The 5,507-nt window shown below is 52.2% G+C and carries 5 protein-coding genes; 3 read left to right on the forward strand and 2 right to left on the reverse strand.

Annotated features, from left to right (window positions below; all coding sequences use genetic code 11):
* Both glnL and glnA read right to left on the reverse strand, forming a co-directional pair.
* On the reverse strand, window positions 1-583 hold a 583-nt coding region (gene glnL / locus RTY00_RS18745; RefSeq protein ID WP_312665449.1), incomplete at its 3' end, for a nitrogen regulation protein NR(II).
* A gap of 188 nt (window positions 584-771) precedes the next feature.
* Window positions 772-2,181 (reverse strand): glutamate--ammonia ligase, encoded by a 1,410-nt coding sequence (gene glnA / locus RTY00_RS18750; protein WP_008109796.1) that lies wholly within the window; start codon window positions 2,179-2,181, stop codon window positions 772-774.
* 439 nt (window positions 2,182-2,620) lie between these two features.
* Here glnA and typA point away from each other — a divergent pair, with 439 nt between their 5' ends.
* The 3 genes from typA to RTY00_RS18765 form a co-directional block, all read left to right on the forward strand.
* Entirely contained in the window at window positions 2,621-4,441 is a 1,821-nt protein-coding gene (gene typA / locus RTY00_RS18755) for a ribosome-dependent GTPase TypA (protein ID WP_008109794.1), read from the forward strand.
* A 184-nt stretch (window positions 4,442-4,625) separates the two neighbouring features.
* Window positions 4,626-5,222: a glucose-1-phosphatase gene (yihX, locus tag RTY00_RS18760; RefSeq protein ID WP_061720525.1), complete on the forward strand. Its 597-nt coding sequence runs from the start codon at window positions 4,626-4,628 to the stop codon at window positions 5,220-5,222.
* Between the two features lie 3 nt (window positions 5,223-5,225).
* Window positions 5,226-5,507, forward strand: a 282-nt coding sequence (locus RTY00_RS18765) for a YihY family inner membrane protein (protein ID WP_409519148.1), incomplete at its 3' end; no start/stop codon positions are given.

The following is a 5,507-nucleotide window of genomic DNA, read 5'->3' on the forward strand; positions in this document are numbered from 1 at the left end:
CGTGCAAGCCCGGTTGTTGCGGGCCGAGCAGACGATCAACCAGATTACGCAGTCGGTCGGCTTGCTCAATAATGATGCGCGTATATTCATGCAGTGAAGGATCGGGTAACGCGCGAGTCAGTAACTGCGCGGCGCCACGTAATCCTCCCAGCGGGTTTTTGATTTCATGCGCCAGACCGCGCACTAAATCGCGGGCAGCGACCTGCTGAGCATGCTGAATTTGTTCCTGGCTGAGACGACGTTGATTATCCATCGGCGCCATTTCCAGCAGAATAAAGCCATCCGGTAAGCGCTGTGCCGTGAGCGACATAATGTGCGCGCGACCATCGACCACCAACGTGACTTCGCTATCGGTAAAGCCCTGGCCAGCTCCGAGACTCTCGCTCATCACCTCAATATTCAGCGAAAAATAGCCGGTTAATTCCGGTAATGGCGTGCCGAACAATTTACGTGAGCTTTGCGCCAGTAATTGCTGAGCCGCCGGATTGGCGTAATGGATAACTAAATCGTTATCGACCAGCAAAATACTGTTGATCAGGGAGTTGAGAATCTGCCCCGCGTCGGGCAGCGTGCCAGTTGCCATACAGCGTTCCTCTGCACTAATTTAGTGCATTATAGCCTTTCAGGACGGAAATCTGTGCTTCGAACCATGAATGCGCGGAGAAAAAAGCCCATCCGGAGATGGGCTAAAGTTTCCACGGCAATATAAAAATCTTTCAGGCTGTTCACGCTGCAAAAAGAGAGCGTGAACAGTGAGCTGAAATTTTTAAATTAAACGCTGTAGTACAGTTCGAACTCAACTGGGTGCGGAGTCATACGCACGCGGTCAACGTCTGGCTTACGCAGTTCGATGTATGCATCGATAGCGTCATCAGTGAATACACCGCCACGGGTCAGGAACTCGCGGTCTTCGTTCAGTGCGTTCAGTGCTTCTTCCAGAGAACCTGCAACTTTTGGAATCTCAGCTTCTTCTTCCGGAGGCAGGTCATACAGGTTTTTGTCCATCGCATCGCCAGGGTGGATCTTGTTGATAACACCATCAAGACCGGCCATCAGCAGCGCGGTGAATGCCAGGTATGGGTTAGCCGCTGGATCCGGGAAGCGTGCTTCGATACGACGTGCTTTCGGGCTAGCAACCACTGGAATACGGATAGAAGCAGAACGGTTACGGGCAGAGTAAGCCAACATAACTGGCGCTTCGTAGCCTGGGACCAGACGCTTGTATGAGTTGGTGGTTGGGTTCGCCAGGGCGTTGATCGCTTTAGCGTGCTTGATGATACCGCCGATGTAGAACAGAGCAGTTTCAGACAGGCCGCCGTACTTGTCGCCAGAGAACAGGTTCACGCCGCCTTTTGACAGGGACATGTGGCAGTGCATACCAGAACCGTTATCGCCGAACATTGGCTTAGGCATGAAGGTTGCAGTTTTGCCGTACGCGTGAGCAACGTTGTGCACCACGTATTTGTAGATCTGAATTTCGTCAGCTTTTTTGGTCATGGTGTTGAAGCGGGTTGCCACTTCGTTCTGACCAGCAGTTGCTACTTCATGGTGATGAGCTTCAACCACCAGACCCATCTGCTCCATGGTCAGACACATTGCAGAACGGATGTCCTGTGCTGAGTCAACCGGTGGCACTGGGAAGTAACCGCCTTTCAGACCTGGACGGTGACCTTTGTTACCGCCTTCGTACTCTTTACCGGTGTTCCATGCTGCTTCGATATCGTCGATAGCAACGTGTGAACCTGAAGTAGAAGAACCGAAACGGATGTCATCGAACAGGAAGAACTCTGGTTCTGGTCCAAACAGCACGGTATCCGCGATGCCTGAAGAACGCAGGAACTCTTCTGCGCGCTTAGCAATGGAGCGTGGGTCACGGTCGTAGCCCTGCAGTGTGCCTGGCTCAAGGATGTCGCAACGGATGATCAGGGTCGAGTCTTCGAAGAACGGATCCATTACTGCAGTGGTTGCATCCGGCATCAGTACCATGTCTGATTCGTTAATGCCTTTCCAGCCACCGATGGAGGAGCCATCGAACATTTTGCCTTCTTCGAAGAAGTCAGCGTTAACCTGGTGAGCAGGGATAGTAACGTGCTGTTCTTTACCTTTAGTATCGGTAAAACGCAGGTCAACAAACTTAACTTCATGCTCGTTCATCATCGAGAGAACGTGTTCAGCGGACATACTCAACTCTCCTGGAAATGGTCATTATCGTCATGGTGAGAGAACTTCGTTGCCGGGAATGTGTCATGACTGCTGACCATTCCTAACCAAAGATCTCGGCAAGCTCTATCAACCGTTTTATAACTGTCGTTTTCGCTTAAAATATATAAAGCGAATTCTGTGCCAACTTTATGACAATGGTGAAAATGGCGCTACAATGCGCCCTTTCGTGAGTCGAAGGCTGCACCAGGATGGATTGCATGCATCGTAATGGTGCGCAATAGGTGAAGTTAAGCACTAAATTGGTGCAAATTGCCATCGCAGTGCAGATTAATGCACCGCAAACGGTGCTAAAAACCAGCGCTACGAGAAACTTTCGGCGAAATCTGTGATCATGTTCAGTCTTCCGCTTAATCCGTGTACAATACCGCGTTATTTCTATAATGCCTGAGGCAAAGCTGTGATCGAAAATTTGCGTAACATCGCCATCATCGCGCACGTTGACCATGGTAAGACCACCCTGGTTGACAAGCTGCTCCAACAGTCCGGTACTTTTGATGCTCGTACCGAAGCGACTGAGCGCGTAATGGACTCCAACGATTTGGAGAAAGAGCGTGGGATTACCATCCTCGCAAAAAACACCGCCATCAAATGGAATGACTACCGTATCAACATCGTTGATACCCCAGGACACGCCGACTTCGGTGGTGAAGTGGAGCGCGTCATGTCCATGGTGGATTCGGTGCTGCTGGTTGTAGATGCGATGGATGGCCCTATGCCGCAAACCCGCTTCGTAACCAAGAAAGCATTTGCTCATGGTTTGAAGCCGATTGTGGTTATCAACAAAGTTGACCGTCCGGGCGCGCGTCCTGATTGGGTTGTTGATCAGGTATTTGACCTGTTCGTTAACCTGGATGCGACTGACGAGCAGCTGGACTTCCCGATCATCTTCGCTTCGGCGCTGAATGGTATCGCGGGTCTGGAACACACCGACATGGCTGACGACATGACCCCGCTGTATCAGGCGATCGTTGACCACGTTTCTCCACCTCAGGTTGAAGTTGAAGCGCCACTGCAGATGCAAATCTCGCAGCTGGACTACAACAACTATCTGGGCGTGATCGGCATCGGCCGCATCAAGCGCGGTACCGTGAAGCCGAACCAGCAAGTCACTATCATTGATAGCGAAGGCAAAACCCGTAACGGTAAAGTCGGTAAAGTGCTGGGCCACCTTGGTCTGGAGCGTATCGAAAGCACCCTGGCGGAAGCGGGCGACATCATCGCGATCACCGGTCTGGGCGAGCTGAACATCTCTGACACCATCTGCGACACGCAGAATGTGGAAGCGTTGCCAGCCCTGAGCGTCGACGAACCAACTGTAACCATGTTCTTCAACGTGAACACCTCACCGTTCTGCGGTAAAGAAGGTAAGTTCGTGACTTCGCGCCAGATTCTGGAGCGTCTGAACAAAGAGCTGGTACACAACGTGGCACTGCGCGTTGAAGAAACCGAAGATTCGGATGCGTTCCGCGTTTCTGGTCGTGGTGAGCTGCACTTGTCAGTTCTGATCGAGAACATGCGTCGTGAAGGTTTCGAACTGGCGGTATCCCGTCCGAAAGTAATCTTCCGTGAGCACGAAGGCCGTAAGCAGGAGCCATTCGAAAACGTGACCCTCGACATCGAAGAAACCCATCAGGGTTCTGTGATGCAAGCGATGGGTGAGCGTAAAGGCGACCTGAAAAACATGGATCCAGATGGCAAAGGCCGTGTACGTCTCGACTACATGATCCCAAGCCGTGGTCTGATCGGCTTCCGTAACGAATTCATGACCATGACTTCAGGTACCGGTCTGCTGTACTCCACCTTCAGCCACTACGACGACGTTCGTCCGGGCGAAGTGGGCCAGCGTCAGAACGGCGTACTGATCTCAAACGGTCAGGGTAAAGCGGTAGCGTTCGCCCTGTTCGGTCTGCAGGATCGCGGTAAGCTGTTCCTGGGGCACGGTGCGGAAGTGTATGAAGGCCAGATCATCGGTATTCACAGCCGTTCTAACGACCTGACAGTAAACTGCCTGACCGGTAAGAAACTGACCAACATGCGTGCGTCAGGTACTGACGAAGCCACCACTCTGGTTCCACCGCAGAAAATGACGCTGGAACAGGCTATCGAGTTCATCGATGATGACGAACTGGTAGAAGTGACTCCATTGTCAGTCCGTATTCGTAAACGTCACCTGACCGAGAACGATCGTAAGCGTTCTTCTCGCGGCAGCAAAGAGTAAGCGAAACAGTCTGATATTGAGCCCCGCACTTGCGGGGCTTTTTTATGCCTGCAACCCGCTGCAACGCTCGCTTAATGAAGTTTGGCTCCGCTTCCAGATTACTGATTTCCCACCTTTCGTCCCTGTTCAGCTCCCACTTTTGCCGCTAAAGTGAATGATCCAGGGAACGAAAAGGAGAGGCGTCATGCTGTACATCTTTGATTTAGGCAATGTGATTGTTGATATCGATTTCAATCGTGTGCTCGGCGTCTGGAGCGATTTGGGGCGCGTGCCGTTATCCACGCTGCAAAGTCGTTTCCGCATGGATGAGGCTTTTGAGCAACACGAACGCGGTGAAATCAGCGATCCGGAATTTGCTGCACGTATCTGCGACCAGCTGGATATCGCGCTGAGCTATCCGCAATTCACCGCTGGCTGGCAGGCAGTCTTTGTCGGCGTACGTGCGGAAACGCTGGCGATCATGAACAAGCTGCGTGCCAATGGCGAGCGCGTGGTAATCCTGTCGAATACCAATCAGCTGCACTTCGAGTTCTGGCCAACCCAATATCCCGATGTTCAACAGGCGGCCGATCATCTTTATATGTCGCAGGATATCGGCATGCGTAAGCCGGAAGCGCGCATCTATAACTATGTGCTGCAGCACGAAGGTTATCAGGCCAATCAGGCGGTGTTTTTCGATGATAACCAGGCCAACATCGACGCTGCGCGCGCGCTTGGCATTGAAAGCGTGCTGGTGGTTGATGAAAAAACCGTGCCGGACTGGTTTGCGGGTCGTCTCTGAGTGCTGAACCAACGACATCTGCGCCACTCGGCGCATGCCTTTTATTTGTGGGTAAAACTGCTGTGGCGACGCATTGACGATGACAACATGACAACGCAGGCGGGTAATCTCGCCTACGTTTCATTGCTGGCATTGGTGCCGCTGATTGCCGTGGTGTTCGCGCTGTTTGCTGCTTTTCCGATGTTCTCGGATATCAGCGTGCAGTTGAAGAACTTCATCTTTACCAACTTCATCCCGGCAACGGGCGACGTGATTCAGCGTTATCTCGATCAGTTTGTCGCCAAC

It is taken from the genome of Pantoea sp. CTOTU49201 (assembly GCF_032054795.1).
Classification (GTDB): domain Bacteria; phylum Pseudomonadota; class Gammaproteobacteria; order Enterobacterales; family Enterobacteriaceae; genus Pantoea; species Pantoea symbiotica.

Bases quoted from the DNA above. Each gene is read 5' to 3' on its own strand.
- glnA (WP_008109796.1), bottom strand. From the start codon at position 2,181: ATGTCCGCTGAACACGTTCTCTCGATGATGAACGAGCATGAAGTTAAG.
- yihX (WP_061720525.1), top strand. From the start codon at position 4,626: ATGCTGTACATCTTTGATTTAGGCAATGTGATTGTTGATATCGATTTC.